12 protein-coding genes are annotated in these 19,043 nt (G+C 29.0%); 4 read left to right on the forward strand and 8 right to left on the reverse strand.

All coding sequences use genetic code 11. The features are described from left to right. Positions 1-40: 40 nt before the first annotated feature. The 4 genes from ggt to BTO18_RS11285 all read left to right on the forward strand — a co-directional run bounded on the left by ggt (position 41) and on the right by BTO18_RS11285 (position 8,153). Positions 41-1,732, forward strand: coding sequence for a gamma-glutamyltransferase (gene ggt, locus BTO18_RS11270; protein ID WP_105016316.1), 1,692 nt, complete (start codon positions 41-43; stop codon positions 1,730-1,732). A 36-nt stretch (positions 1,733-1,768) separates the two neighbouring features. Continuing rightward, on the forward strand, positions 1,769-3,841 hold the full coding sequence (locus tag BTO18_RS11275; RefSeq protein ID WP_105016317.1) for a lamin tail domain-containing protein: 2,073 nt from the start codon (positions 1,769-1,771) through the stop codon (positions 3,839-3,841). A gap of 83 nt (positions 3,842-3,924) precedes the next feature. Continuing rightward, positions 3,925-5,667, forward strand: a complete 1,743-nt coding sequence (locus BTO18_RS11280; RefSeq protein WP_105016318.1) for a peptidoglycan DD-metalloendopeptidase family protein — start codon at positions 3,925-3,927, stop codon at positions 5,665-5,667. A 101-nt stretch (positions 5,668-5,768) separates the two neighbouring features. Then, positions 5,769-8,153, forward strand: coding sequence for a polysaccharide lyase 6 family protein (locus tag BTO18_RS11285; RefSeq protein ID WP_105016319.1), 2,385 nt, complete (start codon positions 5,769-5,771; stop codon positions 8,151-8,153). Here BTO18_RS11285 and BTO18_RS11290 read toward each other — a convergent pair. From BTO18_RS11290 to BTO18_RS11325, 8 genes are all read right to left on the reverse strand, one after another. Then, positions 8,139-9,197, reverse strand: a complete 1,059-nt coding sequence (locus BTO18_RS11290; RefSeq protein WP_105016320.1) for a T9SS type A sorting domain-containing protein — start codon at positions 9,195-9,197, stop codon at positions 8,139-8,141. The genes BTO18_RS11285 and BTO18_RS11290 overlap by 15 nt on opposite strands. Continuing rightward, positions 9,194-10,042, reverse strand: a complete 849-nt coding sequence (locus BTO18_RS11295) for a DMT family transporter (protein ID WP_262904422.1) — start codon at positions 10,040-10,042, stop codon at positions 9,194-9,196. Before BTO18_RS11295 ends, BTO18_RS11290 begins: the two co-directional genes overlap by 4 nt. 75 nt (positions 10,043-10,117) lie before the next feature. Then, entirely contained in the window at positions 10,118-10,882 is a 765-nt protein-coding gene (locus tag BTO18_RS11300) for an SDR family NAD(P)-dependent oxidoreductase (protein WP_105016322.1), read from the reverse strand. A gap of 30 nt (positions 10,883-10,912) precedes the next feature. Further along, positions 10,913-12,199 (reverse strand): MFS transporter, encoded by a 1,287-nt coding sequence (locus tag BTO18_RS11305; protein WP_105016323.1) that lies wholly within the window; start codon positions 12,197-12,199, stop codon positions 10,913-10,915. A 166-nt stretch (positions 12,200-12,365) separates the two neighbouring features. Next, the gene (locus BTO18_RS11310) at positions 12,366-13,064 is read right to left on the reverse strand and encodes a FadR/GntR family transcriptional regulator (protein ID WP_105016324.1); all 699 of its coding nucleotides are present in this window, start codon (positions 13,062-13,064) and stop codon (positions 12,366-12,368) included. Positions 13,065-13,443: 379 nt separating this feature from the next. Next, positions 13,444-14,406, reverse strand: coding sequence for a PKD domain-containing protein (locus tag BTO18_RS11315; RefSeq protein WP_105016325.1), 963 nt, complete (start codon positions 14,404-14,406; stop codon positions 13,444-13,446). A gap of 25 nt (positions 14,407-14,431) precedes the next feature. Then, positions 14,432-15,871 carry a RagB/SusD family nutrient uptake outer membrane protein gene (locus BTO18_RS11320; RefSeq protein ID WP_105016326.1) on the reverse strand — a complete coding sequence of 480 codons (1,440 nt, stop codon included), beginning with the start codon at positions 15,869-15,871 and terminating at the stop codon, positions 14,432-14,434. A 12-nt stretch (positions 15,872-15,883) separates the two neighbouring features. Next, positions 15,884-18,961: a SusC/RagA family TonB-linked outer membrane protein gene (locus BTO18_RS11325; protein WP_105016327.1), complete on the reverse strand. Its 3,078-nt coding sequence runs from the start codon at positions 18,959-18,961 to the stop codon at positions 15,884-15,886. Between the last annotated feature and the right edge of the window lie 82 nt (positions 18,962-19,043).

Consider the following 19,043-nt stretch of genomic DNA (forward strand, 5'->3'; position numbering starts at 1 on the left):
GTAAATGTTGTCATAAATTTACAATAACAATTATTAAATTATGAAAAAAATAATACTTCTCTTTTCACTTTCTTTATTTATGATTACTTGCCAAAGTAAAAAAGAGGACAAGAAAATTATTGGCGAAATTGGCGAAAAAGCAATGGTAGTTTCTGCAAAAATTGAAGCCTCTCAAGTTGGTGCAGCTATTTTAAAAAAAGGAGGTAATGCTTATGATGCTATGGTTGCTACTCATTTGGCTTTAGCAGTAGTGTATCCTGTTGCTGGTAATATTGCTGGTGGTGGTTTTATGGTCTATAGAAATAACGATGGCACAAAAGGAGCATTAGACTTTAGAGAAAAAGCACCAAGTAAAGCACATAGAGATATGTATTTAGATAAAGATGGTAATATTATAGATCGTAAAAGTGTTTTAGGAGCAAATGCAGTTGCTATTCCTGGCTCTGTAGCTGGTATTTATGAAGTATATCAAAAATTTGGTTCACTTCCATTTAAAGACTTGGTTCAGCCAGCAATCGATTTGGCTAGAAATGGTTTTAATATGACAAAACAGCAAGCAGAACGTATTTCTCAATATACAGAAATGTTTAACAAGGCCAATAACTACAAAACGCAGTTTGCTAGAAAATGGAATGAGGGAGAATTAATGGTTCAAGAAGAATTGGCACAAACATTAGAAAGAATTCGTGACCAAGGACCAGATGGTTTTTACAAAGGCAAAACAGCGAATTTATTAGTAGATTACGTAACAGAATTAGGAGGAATTATTTTAAAAGAAGATTTAGAAAATTATAAAGCAGTTTGGCGTAAACCCATAGCTTTTAAATACAAAAACTACGACATTACTTCTATGACTTTACCTGCAAGTGGAGGTATTTGTTTAGGACAAATTTTAAAATCTATAGAACCTTATGATTTAAAAGGGATTGAGCATAATTCAACAAAATACATACAATTAGTCACAGAAGCTTCAAGAAGATCTTATGCAGATAGAGCGCATTTTTTGGGCGATATCGATTTTGTTGATGTTCCTATTGATAGTTTAACAGATGCTACATACCTAAAAGAAAGGATGAGTACTTTTTCTTGGGATAAAGCTACACCTTCATCAGAAGTTTCTCACGGAAAAATTTTAGGTTATGAAAGTGATGAAACTACACATTATTCTATTGTAGATTCTTATGGAAACGCAGTTTCTGTAACCACAACTCTAAACTTACGTTATGGATCTAAAGTAGTGGTAAAAGGTGGTGGTTTTATTTTAAATAATGAAATGGATGATTTTTCCAGCAAACCAGGAACTCCAAATATTTTTGGTTTATTAGGTTCTAAAGCAAATGCAATTGCACCCAATAAAAGAATGTTAAGCTCTATGACACCAACAATTGTAGAAGAAAATGGAAAATTAAAAATGGTTTTAGGAAGCCCTGGAGGATCAACAATTATCACAACAGTAGCTCAAAATATTTTAAATGTTTTAGACTTTAATATGGGAATGCAAGAATCTGTAAAATCAGGGAGATTTCATCATCAATGGTTACCTGATCAAATTAAATTAGAGCCAAATAAGTTTGATGCTACTACTAAAAAAGAGTTGAAAGCTTTTGGATATAAAATTTTAGAAAAAGAATCTTTAATTATTGGAAGATTAGATGCCATTCTAGTTTTACCTGATGGAAGATTGGAAGGAGCAGCAGATCCAAGAGGAGATGACACTGCAGTTGGTTTCTAAAATAAGTACTTTTAAAAAGCTGCATAAAATACAACTATGAAAATAGCTTTCTTTTACCTTCTTTTGCCATTAACTGTCTTTTCGCAAACAGATGCAAATGTAAACTTTACAGCATCTTTGGGTAATGCAGATAAGCAACTATTTTTCTACCCAAATCAATACGCAAAAGACAATTACACTACTTTTTTGTGGACTTTTGGAGATGGTACAACAAGTACAGCTATAAATCCTATCCATACTTATGCAAATGCTGGTACATACACTGTTTCATTAAAAGTAAACAACAACACTCCATTAGTTAAAACCAATGTTTTTACAGTCACAGAAACTGGTTTAAAAATAAAATATGTAAATGATATTATGTGGCCAAATGGAAGTGCACAAGACATTCACGCACCTTTTACTCACAGAAAAAAGAATTCTGGAGTGGTAAATGATTTTCATAGAGCGTTAGACATTAAAGGAGAATTAGGAGATAATATTTATGCAATAGCAGATGGTTATGTAGTAGATGTATATACAGCAGCAAGTGGTGCAAAAATTATCACAATGAAACACGAAATGGATACACCTATGTTTTTTCACGGAACAGTTGTCAGTACTTATTATTCAAGATTTTTACATTTAGATCAACAATTGGTAACTGTAAACCCTAACCTATTAATACAAAAAGGACATTTAATTGGCAAACTAGGTTCCAGTGGAACAGGAACTTATTATCACAATCATTTTGAAATTAATGTAGGTGCGCAACATAGAATAGGCTCATCACTTACCATTACTGCAGATCAACCAAATGCTAATAGTGTTTTTTTTACCAATCTAATAGATCCAAGTGTAAATCCGTATCTTTTTTTAAACAACACTTCTAATGATAATAATTCTTTAAGATATTCTTTAAATGTTCAAAATGATAGACTAATAGTAACTATAAAATCTAACTTGTTAGAAGATGATTTTAATGAAATTGCAATCAAATATAATTCAGGAACAACTAATGAAAAAGAATTAAAATTTAACTTAAATACTAGAGAAGGTTTGCCAAATTCAGGAAGTGGAACAAGTCGTTTTGATTTTTTTGGAGAAAAATCAAACACAGATTATAACACAAATGGATATAATAGTAATGCTGAAGATGTAGAAATTTTTGCACAAAACTATGGAAGAGATGAAAATGGGGATATAATTAATACTTCTGGTTTATATAGAATAAAGGATTACTATATAAGATTAGAATTTAAAAATTACCAAAGCTTTAATACAGCAGTAGGAGATTATATTGTAGTAAGAGATATTTTTGGAAACAAAGGTAAAAAAGAGCAGAACAAACTCGTTATTAATGAAATCAATTACCAAAGTGCAACAACTTCTAATTTTGACTATAATAAAGATGGAGATGAAGATTTTAAAGACGACTTTATAGAAATTGTAAACTATTCCAATGAAACCATAAATCTTAACAATTATAAAATTTATGACCAAGTTCGGTTTGATTTTGGGATGCCTAGATATACTTTTCCTAACATCAATTTAGCATCAGGTAAAGCACTATTGATTTTTACTTACATTTCTACACAAGAAATTGCAAACTATAAAAACAACAATCCAAATTTAGAAATACTCTCTGTAAAAAATAATGCTAGTGACGCCTCTACATTAAGTATTTTTGATGAGGAAATTAAAGAAACTATGTATTTAACAGACAATAATAAAAACCTGATAGATTATGTTTCTACCAATAATTTTGGGAATATTGGGCAAGCAGATGATACATTTTCTTTAGTTAGAGAGCCAGAACTTACAGGAGGTTTTGTAAGAAAAGACGATGCAGCAACACCAGGTATTTTTGATGATACTAGATTAAGCACAATCAATTTTAAAAATAAATATAAACTTTCACTATATCCAAATCCTGCAAAAAACACACTATTTATATCCGATGATACAAGTAAAAGCTACATAATATATAATTTTTTAGGTAAAAAAATAAAATCAGGATTCATTGAAAATAATAAAGTTGATGTAAGTAAACTTCAGGAAAATATCTATTTAATTCGAATTTTAAAAGAGGATAACACCTATTTTACTCAAAAAATTATTAAAGAATAGTGTTTACAACATTAGACAAATAATGGTATAAAGTTTGTTTTTAGTAGAACACAAACGTATTGCTTTTATTAATATTTTTAATTATGACATCAAAAATTATCTCTTCACTCCTATTCTTTATAACAACTTCTTTAGTTGCTCAAGTAAATTTTACTGCTTCAATAGGAAATGTAGATAAAGAAATTAAATTTCATATTGATAAATTTTCAGTAGAATTAAAACCTGAAACAACATTTTTATGGAGTTTTGGTGATGGAGAAACATCCACAGAAAAAGAACCTATACATCAATATAAAACAACAGGAACCTACAAAGTTTGCTTACAAATTGATGACCAAAAAAACGTTTGTAAAGAAGATGTTTTTACAGTTACAGATACAGGTTTAAAAGTAAAATATGTAAATGATATTATTTGGCCAAGTGGAAGTATTTATGATGTTGATTCTCCTTTTTCCTTCAGAATAAAAGCCAATGAAGTTACTTACGATTTTCATAGAGCATTAGATATTGTTGGTAATATAGGTGATGATATAAAAGCTGTTGCAGATGGTGTTGTGCATAAAAGTTTTGGACACACTTTGGTGATTAAGCACAAAATGGATACTCCAATGTATTTTCACGGAAAAGTAACCGATATTTACTATTCTATGAGTTTGCATTTAAATGAAAGGTATGTAGATAAAGGAGATAAAATAAAACAAGGTGATGTTGTTGCTGCTTTAGGAAACACCAATAGTAGAAACTATCCTCATAATCATTTTGAGATTAGAATAGGCTCTTATTACTCTAAAAGATACCTAGATAATAAAGATAGCGATTACAAATATGATAAAAACTCAAAGGATGAAAATGGAGAATTTATAGATCCACAGATTAATCCTTTGTTGTTTTTAGATAACGCAAAAAATGAAAATAATTCATTAGAATACTGGGCTATAAAAAAAGGCAATGACCTTTATGTAAGAGTTAGAGCAGATCATTTAGAAGATCATTTTAACGAGATTGTGTTGAAACACAATTCTGGCACTTCCAAAGAAAATACATTTAAATTGAATTTTAATTCCAGAGATGGAATGCCATATTTAAAGAAGAAAAAATCTGGAGACAACTCTAATAGAGGCAATAATTACGATTTTGACTACAGAAATCCAGAAGATAATTTTGATATTTATCCTATAAAATTCAAGTATAGAAAAGGAAAAGATTTTGAAATTGTTTTCAAATTTGATGATATAGACTTTAATACTGAAAAAGGAGATTACATAGAAGTAAAAGATTTTTATGGTAATAAAGGTAGAAAAGGGTACAAAGGTTTAGTGATAAATGAAGTGAATTTTGCAAGTGGTAAAGGACAAGATTATAATTTTGATGGCAAAGTTGATGAAAATGATGATTTTATAGAAATTGTAAACAAATCTAAAAAGATTATAGACATCAGTGAATATAAAATTTATAATGAAAAAAGTTTTAATAATGGAGATTTTAAGCGACCAATGTTTATGGTTCCAGATAATACAATATTATATCCAGGTCAAGTATATTTAATTTTTAAAGCCATTACCAAAGCTAAAATTTTGAAACATTACCCTCAAGACCTATTTTTAAAAACACAATCTGCAATAGCAATTTCTAGCGATTTAGATATTAATGAAAAAAATACAGAAAGTATTGTTTTAACCAATAAATTCAATGGTGTTTTAGATATTGTTTCTAATAAAGACATAAAGAAATCTAGTAACTATTCTTTGGAAAGAAGCCCAAATTTAACAGGAGATTTTAAGAATAAAAAGGAAAAAGCTACACCAGGTAAGTATATAATAGAGTGATGTTTTTTTTAACTTAATCAATTCAGCTTTTTTCTTTTTTAGTTAGTCTAATTGTTAAAATTTATTATATTTGGTAAACCAAACTGGTAAACCAATTTTAAATGAAAACTTTTACAACAATTCTGATATTCTTTTCTTGTAGCTTAATTTACTCTCAAAATGTGTTTAAAGTATCAAACATAGACGAATATAATGATGTTATAAAAAAAGCAATTCCTGGAACTAAAATAATCTTAAAAAATGGTATTTGGAGAGATGTAGAAATTAAGGCTTTTGGTGTAGGGAAAAAAGACAAACCTATCACTATAAAAGCTGAAACTCCTGGTAAAGTAATAATTACGGGTAATTCTAATCTGGTTATCTATGGACAACACATTGTAGTTACTGGTTTATGGTTTAAAGATGGGAGTCCTACTAAAAAATCTATAGTTTCTTTTAAAAAGAACTCTAAAGAATTTGCCTCTTACTGTAGATTTACTCATAATACAATATCATATTATAACCCAGATGATGATACAATAAATTCACATTGGGTAGATTTATGGGGTAAAAATAATAGGGTAGATCATAATAATTTTACTGGTAAAACAAATGATGGAACTACACTTGTTGTTTGGTTAAAAGGTGATGAACATATTGAAAACAATCACAAAATAGATCACAATTTTTTTGGTAAAAGACCTGAATTGGGTAAAAATGGAGGAGAAACAATAAGAATAGGTACTAGCACAAATTCAATGAAATCTTCAAAAACAATTGTAGAAAATAACACTTTTAAAAATTGTGATGGCGAAATTGAAATAATATCTAATAAATCTGCAGATAATATTTTTAGGAATAATTTATTTTTAGCCAGTAAAGGAACTTTAACATTAAGGCACGGAAATAATGCTTTAGTTGAAAATAATGTTTTTATAGGGAATAATATTGCAAAAACTGGAGGTATAAGGGTTATTAATGAAGGTCATATTATAAGGAATAACTTGTTAGTAGGATTAAAAGGTGATGGCTTTAGAGGACCAATTGTAGTTATGAATGGAGTTCCTAATTCTCCTTTAAACAGATATCTACAAGTTAAAAATGTAAATATTCAAAATAATACTATCATTAATTGTGGTGCAATTGAATTTGGTGCAGGTAAAGATTCTGAACGTACACTACCAGCTGAAAATATGGTTTTTGCCAACAACTTAATAGCAAATACCAATGGAGGTAAAGTTGTTGAAATATCAGATGATATTTCTGGAATAAAATTTAAGAATAACATCGTAGATTCAGAAAATTTCTTTGATTCACAACAATTTAAAAAACAAAAAATTGATTGGAAATTACTTCAGTCTTTTCCAATGCCTTCGTCAAAAAATAAATTTTTGATATCAGATTTCAAAAATGAAACAACTCCGTTAAAAGATATTAATGACAAAGAACGAAACCCTTTTATTGTAGGTGCATTTAATTTTGATAATGTTAAATTTCCTAAAGCTCTATTAGTTAAAACTGGCCCTTATTGGAAACCAAAAATAGAAGAACCAAAAAAAATTATCAAAGAAAAAATAATTACTGTAGAGCCAGGTACAGGAACATTAGCAAAAGCATTAAAAAAAGCATCTTCAAAAACAAAAATAATCTTGAAAGATGGTATTTATTTTATTGATAAAACAAAAAAAATAAAAGGAAATATATTAATAAAAGGAAGTAAAAATACTGTTATCAAAGCAAATAATAATCTTCCAAAATCATTAAATTATTTTTTTAGAGTACAAGAAAACTCAACTTTAAAATTAGAAAATATCATTTTTGATGGAGATAATGACACTAAAGTAAAATATGCTATTGTTTCTCCAGATAAAAATAATGCAAACCTTTACAATTTGTTTATTAAAAATTGTGATTTTAAAAATTTCAATAACACTAATGGTGGTAGTATTTTTAAAGCTTATGTTGGTACATTAGCAGATACTATAAGTATAAAAAACTCAATTTTTTTAGACAGTTACAGAGGCTTAAATTTGTCTTATGAAAAAACTGGTTTTGGAAAATACAATGCCAAACATATTTTAATTGAAAATTCTATATTTAAAAATATTGACGAATTTGCTGTTAATTATACAAAAACTGATCCTTTAATAAATGATAACAAGGGTAATTTAAAAATAACTAACAGTATTTTTAGTAAGGTTGGAAGCAAAGAAAAAGATAATGTTATAAAATTAAAATCAATACCTAAAGTAGAAATTATAAATTCTGTTTTTGAAAAAAGTTATGATTTGGCGTATTTTATAAAACTTAAAGGACAAACGAATATTATAAGAAATTGTTTAATCCATAATAGTGGTCAATTAAAAATATCTGAAGGGGCAATTAGGGACAATGTTGTTTTTAAAAATCCAAAATGGGAAAATAAAGATAACTTTATACCAAGTAAAAAATCTTATTTATTAAAAACGAATAACAAAATAAATACCATTGGTTTAATCAATTACTAATTTTTTAATAGCAATATTTTTTTTATTTTTTTGAAAAATAACTTGATAGACTCCTAAAGTAAATTCAGAAATATCGATTATTTTAAGGTTGCTTTTTTGATGCAATACTTCTTGACCAAGATTATTATAAATTTTTAAAGAAGTATAAGAATCTGATATACCTTCTTTAATTTTTACTAAATTTTTAGATGGGTTTGGAAATAACTGAATTTTATCATCAAACATTTGCTCATTATTATTAGATAATGTTGATAATTCTTCAATACTAAAGTTTGCAAATAAAACTTCTTCGTCTCTTAAATCAGAACTATTCTTTAAACTTCTATAAATACCCCATTTTGGCCTCACAAAATCTGCACCTGTTCTCCAATTTATGATTGAATTATTAGTGTAACTAAATAATTCAGTGTCATCACTAACTTTTTTAAGTACAATTTTATATGTTCCATTAGTGCCATATTTAATAGTCTCAATTGCCTGTATCCAAACACCTTTTAATGGTGTTAAATCAGTCTGTTTTAAAGTTATTTGTGTATCTGTCTCTGCATATCTTAATTCAATTCTATCTGGGTTAGATTTTCTTAAAGTTAATGTGTACATAGGCATACTTGCCAAAGAGCCACCAACTGATTTTAATTGATGAATATGAGTAAAATTTGACGAAACCTGTAGGCCAATATCTAATTTAAATTTCCATTTATATTCAACAATTTCATTTTCAATACCCAATAAATTATCAGGAGATTTATCATAAGACTTAATTTCATTACGCTGTCTATCAAAATTTAAGCACCTGTCATTATCTGGTGTTGTATGCAATATAAAACGAAAAACATACACATTTAAACTAGTATCAAAAATTTCATCTATATGTCTTCCAAAAATACTATGATTACAATCAGGAACTTCAACAGGGTTATATCCTGGAGCTAAAACTTGGGTAATTTCTTCATATGTATTTCCTTGTCCATTTGCATCCAATAAAACTTGACAAACACATAATTTGTAACTTAAAACTAAAATAATAATAGTAATTTTTTTCATAGAGTATTATTTTTCTGTTTGATATAGATATTGAATATTAACCCAAGTAAAATTAATACAACCCCAAACAATGTTAATAAATTATAGATTTCTCCAAACCAAAAAACACCTATAATTATTGAGAATATTACTTCTAAATATTTTAAGGGTGCTACAATGTTTGTTTCATTACTCTGGAAAGCTTTGGTCATGTATAGTTGACCTATAAAGCCTAAAATACCTAAACTTATTAATAATAAGAGCTCTAATATATTTGGTGTTTTCCAATAATTAATAGACATTATACCTCCAAAAAGTAATGCCATTATCATAAAATAATTAATAATGACTAAAGGGTTTTCTTTATCTCCAAGTTTTCTAATAATTACGAATACTAATCCTTGAAAAAAAGCAGAAATGATAATTAGTAATAAACCAAATGAATTAACAGCTTCACCAAATCCTTTAATAATTAAGACGCCTATAAAAGCTACAGTAAAAAATAACCATTGAATAGATTTTACTTTTTCTTTGATAAAAATTAACGCTAAAATCGCAGCAAAAATAGGAGAGGTGTATCTTATTGATACTGCTGTACCAATGGCTAAATAGTTTAGAGATAAAAAGAAACACGTAAGAGATATAACCCCGACTATACCCCTAAAAAAGAGAAGTTTTTTGTGAGTTCCTAAAAAAGAAATATTTTGTTTCATTAATAATGGAATCGTAAAAAACAATGTACCTAAAGCTCTAAAAAAAATAATTTGATATGTATTAAACGATTGTAAATATTTTACAATTGCGTTCATAAACGCAAAGCAAATAATACTCAAAATCATAAATAAAATAGCTTTATTGATATTCAAAAAATTAAGTTTAAAAATTAAAAACCGTTTTGCATAAACAAAACGGCTTAACCTTACAATTCAAAATAATTAAAATTATATACCTAAAGCTTGTCCACCACCAACTTGAATGGTTTCAGCAGTTAAAAAGGCAGCATCTTTACTTGCTAAAAAAGATACAACACCAGCTACATCTTCTGGTTTACCTAATCTACCAAGCATTATATTATTAGCCCAAGAAGCAAAAACTTCAGGTTTTGTAGATTTTATTTGAGCATGGAATGGAGTATCTATTGTACCAGGGGAAACTGCATTTACTCTAATTCCATATTCAGCTAAATCTTTTGCTAAAGCTCTGGTTATTGCATGCACGCCTGCTTTAGATGTACCATAAATTCCTGCACCTGGCCCACCTGCATTCCAACCTGCATTTGAGGTATAATTAATGATAGATGCATAATCGCTTTTCTTTAAAAAAGGGATTGCTGCTCTTGATGCAAAAAATGTAGAATCTAGATTTAATGCCATAACAAACCTATAAAATTCGGTTGTCATTTCTTCGAATCTAGATCTTCCTCCTAAACCACCAGCATTATTTACAAGAACATCAATTTTACCATATTTCTCTCCAATATAATTTATATTTGAAGTTACAGCAGTCTCATCAGTAACATCAAAGCCATAATATTCTGCTGTAATACCTTCAGATTTTAGTTCATCTAATCTTTTTGCACCAGCTTCATCATCTATTCCATTTAAGATAACTGTATAACCCTCGTTACCTAATCTTTTTGCTACTTGAAAACCAATACCACCAGTTGCACCTGTGATTATTGCAATTCTTCCTTCATTTTTACTCATTATTATACTTTATTTTTTAGTTATTTTATTTTATTCTATTGTTTTTCTTACTGGTTCTATCTTTCTTATAAAAAAGAATATTGATAAAACCCCTAAAATTACTGATATTGTAATTGCAATAAATGCTGGTGTATAAGAACCACCTGAAGTTATTTGCCCAATAAACCAGTTCATAATCATTGGAGAAACGGCTGCTATTGTTCCTGCTAAACCTGCTAATGTTCCTACTGAAGGTCCTCTAAATAAATCACTAGAAATAGTTTGTACATTACCAATTGCAAATTGAAATCCAAAAAGCACTAAACCTGCTAAATAGATAAATGTCATAAAATTATTTTCTCCAACAAACTGGATAATACCAACAAAACCAATAAAAACTAGTAGGCCTCCAGTAGAAATTGCAATTTTTCTTGCAGCATCAACAGATTTTGTTTTCATCAGTAAACCTGTAAACCATCCTCCAATTATACTACCTGCTGCTGCCATTAGATAAGATATCCACATAGTAGATGCTATTTCTTCTATACTTAACCCAAATGTTTTATTTAAATAAATTGGCATCCAAGCAGCAAAAAACCACCAAATGGGTTCTATAAAAAACCTACATAATAATACTCCCCAAGATTGTTTGTAGCTTAAAATTTTTGTTACGGGTAAACTTTTTGCTTTTACTTCTGATATATTTTCATCCTTATCAATTCTATCTGATAAAATTAAATCTCTTTCTTCTTGTGTTATCCAAGGATGTTTCTCTGGGGTAGATTTATTTAAAAATAACCATGGAATTACCCATAACATTCCGACTGTTCCTAAAATAATATAAGTTGTTTTCCATCCAAACTTTGTGTACAAATACACTATTATAAATGGTGCAATTACATTACCTATTGAGGCTCCTGCATTAAAGATGCCTTGAGCTGTAGCTCGTTCTCTAATAGGAAACCATTCCCCATTACTTTTTACAGCCCCAGGCCAATTTCCTGCCTCTCCAAGACCAAGAAGCCCTCTAAAGATTGACAGTGAAATAACTCCTCTAGCAAAAGCATGAAATACAGAAGCTAAAGACCAAACAATAATAGATACTGTAAACCCTAAACGCGTTCCTATTTGATCGTATAATTTACCAGAAGCAAATTTTCCTAGAGCATAACAAGCAAGAAAAACATTAAATAAAAATGCATAATCTTCTTGGTTCATCCCCAAGTCTTCTCCCATTTGAGGCCAAAGTAATGCAAAGGCAGTTCTATCTATATAGTTTATTACAGTGGCAATGAATATTAATGTTATTATCCACCATCTTAAGCCTTTTATTTTCATATAAGTATTATTATTTACAAGGTTACTTGTAAAGATTTAGTTAAAAAAGTAGTGTGGATTATTTAAAAAACCGTTACTTAATTAAATATGATATTAATTTATTCCTTCCTTCAGATATTATTTTTTTTAATGATAATAGAAAGCGTGCACTCTCTCTTTTATCACTTTAAATATTGTAACAATATTGATATAATGTTTTAAAATGTACTTTCATTTTTTCTTTAGCCTCTTTAGGGTTCTGTTTTAAAATTGCTTGATAAATATCTTCATGCTCTTTAATACCTTCTTGTGCTAAACCTTTATCACAAACATGATATTTTTCAAAATTTGTAATAATTTCTGGAGTAATAATTAACATAAATGTATTCATTGAACTGTTACCACTTGCTTTTGCTATAGCTAGATGAAACAACAAATCTTCTTGTACAGCATCTTCACTATTAATAACTTTTTCTTTATAAGCTTCTAAAGCACTTTTTATTTGTGTTAAATCTTCATCAGTTCTTCTTAAGGCCGCTAATCTTGCAGTTTTTAGTTCCAATAAAATTCTAGTTTCTACAAGAGCTTTAAAACTAGGTTCATCTAATCTTAAAATATCTTCAACCATTCCGTTAAAAGCAGTATTGCCAATTGCTACAAAAGTTCCACTTTGTGGTCTAGATTTTAATAGTCCATAAAACTCTAATTTTTGTATAGCTTCTCTAACAATACTTCTACTTACATTAAATTTTTCAGATAACATTCTTTCTGAAGGCAATTTGTCTCCTGGTTCTAAATTTTTATAATTGATTAAATTTCTTATACCATCTATAATAGTATTTTCAATTTTTCTGTTATCGTTTTTAGTAAGTACTTCTAATTTCATACTTTAAATTTTTATCTTTTTATTGGTTAACCAAATCAATACTATAAATATATAAAAACTATTTTATTTATGATACTTATTGGTAACCTCTATTTTATAATATTCCACTTTAGATTTTGCCTACAAATCTATTGTTAGGAAATAATTTACAGCTTTAAAATAATTTTCTAAAATACCTATTTTTAAATATATGCCATTCATAATTACTTTCAGAAATCATTTGATTTCTTAATTCAGTTCTTGAATATTAAGGTTTATGTTTTCTGTTTTTATTTGAAGAATCTATATCATTATTAGATTGACAACTTAAATCTAATGAAAACATAAGTAGTGTAAAAAACTCACAACATTGATATATATTCTTCAAAAATTCTATAATTTAGTTAGCTGTTATAGTAACTGAATCTAATCTTATTTCTTCATCACCACTAGTGTAACCAAAATTACCAACACTGCTATCTCCACCAACACCTCTCATAAAAAATGCAACGCTTGTATTATTACCAGCATTGAAAGTGTAAGTATTTGATAGGTAACTATCATCGCCAGGATTATTTAAAGTTTCATTCAAAAGATTATTTGTAGCGTCTTCTACTTGAGCTATTGATGCGTAACCATATCCATCTTGAGGAAATGCATCTGTAGCAGTGTAGTATACTGGAGTGTAACCACTAGTATATCCAGAACCTGCAAGAATCCTCATGTTTAATTGACTTGCATAAGTACCACCTGCTGAAGGCTTAAATTGAGTAATAATAGTAATTGTGTAATCTGCATTTGGTGTAACTTCAAACTCTTGATAAATATGATCTGGTTCATTATTATCAAACTTTACAACATCAGAACCATTACCTGAACTAGATTCTCCTTGATCTCCCAAGCTCTTATTTATCCAGCCTGAACAAGCACAATCTGAACCTGAAGATTTTGCAGTTTTTACAAAATCTGCATTTATTAATTTTGGATCAGGAATTACAACTACAGCTGGCTTTACAACATCTACCGAAGATGTAAATTTACTTGTTACACCATTATTATCTGATGCAGTTAGTGTTACATTGTATGTGCCTTCGGCTGCATATTTGTTAAATGGTTCTTTATCTGTTGAAGAATTTCCATCTCCAAATTCCCATGCAAAAGTAGTTGCGCTTACAGATTGATTAGAAAACTCAATCGTTTGCCAATCTCCTTTATTTGCAGTTGCAGAGAAATTTGCTTCTGGAGGTGTTAAATCTTCAACTGAACCTATTTCAGGTAAATTATTTTCTTCACAAGAATATACCAAGGACAGAAAAATAACAAACAAAGCTATTAAACCGAATTTAGAATTTTTTATTTTCATGTTTTTACTTTTTAATATTATTAATTTAATAACCAGGATTTTGTGACAATTGACCATTACCAATATTTATTTCTCTTTGCGGAATTGGTAATAATAAATCTGTTGACGAATATCCTAAACCATTTGCAGCAGAATATGCTGAAAATACATCTTGTGCTTTTCCAAAACGTAATAAATCAAAAAATCTATGGTTTTCGAAAGCTAATTCGACTCTTCTTTCGAGTAACAATTCATCTTCTGAAATACTTGTAACAGCAGTGGTTAATCCTGCTCTATCTCTTACTTTTTGAAATGAACTTATAGCATTAGTACTAGTAGTTGAAGCACCACCAGCCATAATTGCTTCTACATGCATTAATAAAATGTCTGCATATCTTAAAACTACCCAATCATTACCTGCTGATCTTGGATCTGCTGAAGTTGGAGCTATTCCTAAATTAGTATCACCATCTGGTAAATATTTTACAACCTGATATTTGCCTGCTTGAGCTTGATCTTCTCTATAAGAATATTGTGTTCTATTACCACCATTGGCATCTAAAACAGTTTTGGCATCTAAAGAAGCATAGTTTACACCACTTGTTCTACCAACTGCATTTAACCATTCAGCAGAAAAACTTTGACTATTTAACCTTGAGTCTGGTAAAAATCCAATAGCAAATAACACCTCGTCATTACCTTCATTATAAAAAACATCTTTAAAGTTACTTTCTAAAGCAAAACCTCTAGATGGGTTCATAATTGATTCTAATAAAGTTTGTGCTTCTGAATATCTACCTAATGTTAAATACACTTTTGCTAAAATTCCTTCAGCTGCTGCTTTACTACCTCTATCATTAGGACCATTGTCATCTAAATTAGAAATAGCAGTTTGCAAGTCTGATACAATTAAATCATAAATTTGAGTAGAGGCTACTCTTGTAAAAGCTGTTTGCTTATCTAGTGGAGAAATAAGTTTATCTACTAAAGGGACATCTCCAAATAGTCTTACTAAATTAAAATAGGAGTATGCTCTTAAAAATTTTGCCTCACCTTCAAAAACTGGACTTTTTGTTGCAGATGCTGTACCTAAATTTTCTAATACTAAATTCGCTCTAAAAATAACATTGTAATAGCTTCTGTAATAATCATCAACTAAACCATTAGTAGCTTCTACATTAAAGAATTCGAATTGTGCAGCCTCACCTTCATTAGATTTAGTTTCAGTATTATCACTTCTCATCTCTGTTAAGTAAAACTCTACTTGTACTCCATGATTAAAGTTATTGTTAGTAATTTGTAATTGATTTACACCTTGTATACCATCATAAATATTTAAGACACCTGCTTCAATTTCTGCATCATTCTTAAAATAATTATCAGCGTTTATACCTGTTTCTAATTCTGGAGATAAGAATGAGTCTTCACATGAACTGTAAAAAACAGTAATGACTAGAATTAGAAGTATTGTTTTTATTTGTTTCATATTTTTTTTATATTAAAATGAAAGATTTAAACCTAATGACATTGTACTAAATACAGGTGAACCAGCTCTTTGATAACCATAAGTTGTGGCACTTGTATTGTTGATAGATTCTGGGTTAAAACCTGTATAACCATCAGCAGTTATATACAACAAGTTTTGGGCAGAAACATAAACCCTTGCTCTAGAAAATTTTAGTTTAGAAAGTAAATTATCAGAGAAATTATAACCTATATTAAGATTTCTTAAAGCGATGTATGATGCATCCTGTATAATGCTATCAGTAAATATCTTTTGTCTAATAAATTGCTGATCTGGAGTTGTACTAGTATTAAAATCTTGAGCACTATTAAAGTGATTAAAAATATATTGATCTCCCATATTTCTAACTTCTGCACCATGGCTACCTTGAAACATAAAACTAACATCAAAATTTCCAATTCTAAAATCATTTGCAAAACTCCATACTAAATCTGGGTAAGGACTACCAAGTATAGTTTTATCATCATCATCTATTAAACCATCACCATTTAAATCTCTAACATAAACATCTTGAGCAGATGCACCTATTGGATGATATGGGTCATTAATATATTCTAATGGTATTTCTTTATCTACAACCCATCCATAAAATGATGATATTGGGTTACCTACAAGGTTAATCCATTCTGCAGCTCTTTTAGAATCTACACTTTGAATTAATCCATCTGAATCTCCATAATTAGTTAATTCATTTTTATTTTTTGATGCTATAATCGTGGTAGACCATCTAAAATTTTCTTTAGAAATATTTCTAGTTCTCAATTCTACTTCAATACCACTATTTTGAACTTCACCTAAATTAACTAATGCATTACTGAAACCAGTTGTACCAGAAACAGGATTATTTAGTAATAATTGATCACTTGTTCTTTTGTAGTAGTCGATTGAACCAGTTAAAAAGTTGTTGAATAAAGCAAAATCAAGACCAGGGTTAAATTCTATTTGTCTTTCCCAAGAGAGATCAGGATTAGGTATATTAAGAGGGTTAACAACTAAAGCTGTTCCACCATTACTAACACCAGAAGTAGTAGTATTATCTAAAATTGCTAAATAAGGATAATTATCAACTAGTTCATTTCCGGTTCTAAAATCATTATTACCTGTAACACCATAACTTACTCTAAACTTTAAAGTATTTACAATATCGCTATCTCTTAAGAAATCTTCTTTAGCAACATTCCAACCTACTGAAGCTGCAGCAAAATTACCATATTTTACATTTGGACCAAAAACAGAACTACCATCTCTTCTAAAACTAAAAGAGCCTAAATATTTATCTTCATACGCATAGTTTACTCTACCAAAGAAAGATAATAAGGTTCTTTTCCAATTATATTCATTTTGATTCGTGATAGATGCTGCTTTGTCAATAGTTGGATTAATATCATCTTGAAAAACTGAACCTTGAATAGTTTCATAATTTCTAGTTCTTGATTCTAAAGAAGTACCTAAAACTGCATTAATTTCATGCTTACCAATTTCTTTTTTATAAGTAAGAGTATTATCTAATACCCATCTTGTTGTTTTGATTACAGTACTATCTAATCTAGAAGCACTAGCACCATTTCTATTTGAAAGTACACCCTGATATCTAGTTTCTCTTCTATATTGGTAATTCATAGATCCTTTAGTTCTAAATGTTAAGCCACTTATAATTTTATATTTACCATATACGCTTCCTAAAAACTTATTTCTTTGAACTACTCTATCTCTCTCTAATATTTTAGCAGCTGGGTTTGTATTTGAAGTATTACTAATATCTGTACCACTTCCAGTACTTGGCATACCAGTTGTTAAATCAAAATCATCAAACATTCTTTGTATTGCATAATCCCCAATTTGAGCATTAGCATATCTACCTCCATCTCTAAATCTATTTACAAAATTAATCGTGTTTTCATCAAGATAAACTGGTAACCAAGAAGGTTGTCTTAAAATATCGTGTGTTGAACCATCAAATCTTTTTTGAGTTGTAAAAGATGGATTTGCAGAAAAACCAAGAGTTAGTTTCTTATTTACTTTATAATCTATTTTAAGATTTACTGTACTTCTTTCAAAATTATCAGATAATAGTACACCTTCATCGTTTAAATAGCCAAATGAAGCTGCATATTTCGTTTTTTCTGTACCTCCACTTAATGATAACGAGTGGTCTGTAAAAATTCCACCATCAAATATAACGTCTTGCCAATTATTATCAACTCCAATTAATTGCTTTACTCTAGTTCTATCTGAAAGTGTACCTGTAGCTGCTTGCTCTAAAGCTACAGCATCTGCAACAGAAGTATAGTAAGCATCACTTTGGTGAGCGGATTTGTAACCAGTTAACATATTATAACTAATTTTCATATCACCTTCTTTACCACTTTTAGTAGTGATAATAATTACACCATTACCACCTCTTGAACCAAATATTGCACTTGAAGCTGCATCTTTAAGAATTTCAAAAGATTCTATATTATTCATATCTAAAGAACCTAAAAAATCTTCATCTACTGGAACACCATCTACAACAATAAGAGGACCAGCATTTCCTATTAAAGAACCAGTACCTCTAATTCTAATTGTGGGGGCAGAACCAGCTTCACCTTCTGTAGCTTGAATGTTAACACCAGAAACTTGCCCTACCAAAGCGTCATCAACTCTTGCTACACCAATTTGATCTAACTTTTCATTTTTTACTTTAGATATTGAACCTGTTAAGTGTGATTTCTTTTGTGTTCCATAACCAGTAACAATAACCTCATCTAAAACGCTAGCATCTTCTACCATTATTATTTTTAATGTTTTTTGATCTGCTATTGTTATTGATTGAGAAGCGTAACCCAGATAAGAGAATTCTAATACATCTCCTTTTTTTACTTTAATAGAAAAGTCACCATCAAAATCGGTTTGTGTTCCATTACTCGCCTTCAAAATTCTTACTGAAACTCCAGGTAAAGGTGAGTTATCTTCTTTAGAAATAACAACGCCAGTTATAGTGTAAGAGTTTTGCCCATAAATTGTTATGGCTCCTAAAAAGATTAATAAAAATGTTAATTTTAATTTCATAATTGTATTTTATGTTTAAAAAATGTAATTGATACGCATGTGTAATGCGATTTTATTCCACATAATTTTAAACAAAATCAAA

Origin of the sequence: Polaribacter porphyrae, assembly GCF_002954685.1 — a bacterium.
GTDB classification, from domain to species: domain Bacteria; phylum Bacteroidota; class Bacteroidia; order Flavobacteriales; family Flavobacteriaceae; genus Polaribacter; species Polaribacter porphyrae.